Consider the following 1,028-nt stretch of genomic DNA (forward strand, 5'->3'; position numbering starts at 1 on the left):
TGGAAGCTGTAGGTCGCCGCCCAAGTATTGATACCAAACAACCGGAAATTACATTATATGTGCTTGCGGGCAAAACCGAGCATACATATTGCCTAGATTTATCTGGTGATTCATTACATAAACGCGGCTACCGTCGTTTCATGACAGATGCGCCAATTAAAGAAAACCTCGCAGCAGCAATTTTACAAAAAGCCAAGCTTCAGGAGCGTAACCCGGAAATTGTACTTGACCCAATGTGTGGTTCAGGCACATTTATTATTGAAGCGTTAATGATTTTAACTGATCGTGCGCCGGGTCTTGTACGTCGTTTTGGTTTTAATGGCTGGCATGGTCATGACCGTGAACTTTGGCTTTCACTCAAAGCGGAAGCAGCAGAGCGTCATGAAAAAGCACTTGAACAACCGTTACCTAAGTTTTATGCATACGATGCTGACTGGGAAGCTGTAAAAGCAACACGCGAAAACATTATTGCAGCAGGTTTTGAAAAGCTACTAGGCGATATTCAAATTGAAGAGCGTACTTTAGCAGACTGGCCAGATTTCGGTGCTGAAAATAAAACTGCTTTTATCGTTACCAACCCCCCGTATGGTGAGCGCTTAGGTGACAAAGCTTCTAACCGTTCTCTTTACTTAGGCTTATCTGCCCTCTTACAAAAGAACTTCCCAAATCAATATGCAGCAATTATTGCCGCACAAATTGAACAAGCGGATGTTTTAGCATTTGAAGCACCAGAAACATTACGCTTAATGAATGGTAAATTACCGATTTATCGGTACAGTTAAACCTGAAAAAGTCACTCAACCATTCTTGGCAAACTGGCAAGCTCAACCTGTTGAAATGGAAGAAGCTCAAGACTTTGCTAACCGTTTGCAAAAGAACATGACTGCCTTGAAAAAGTGGGCAACCAAAGAAAATATCTATTGCTTACGTTTATACGATGCAGACCTCCCTGACTTTAACCTTGCTGTAGACTTATACGGCGACCGTTTACATGTTCAGGAATATGCACCACCTAAAAAGATTGATCC

The 1,028-nt window shown here is 42.1% G+C and carries 1 pseudogene; it reads left to right on the top strand.

Annotated features, from left to right (window positions below):
• Positions 1–1,028 (top strand): annotated as a pseudogene (locus tag VXQ92_RS21225) (N-6 DNA methylase); the annotation flags it as partial.

The sequence above is a fragment of the Acinetobacter sp. 228 genome, assembly GCF_048147885.1.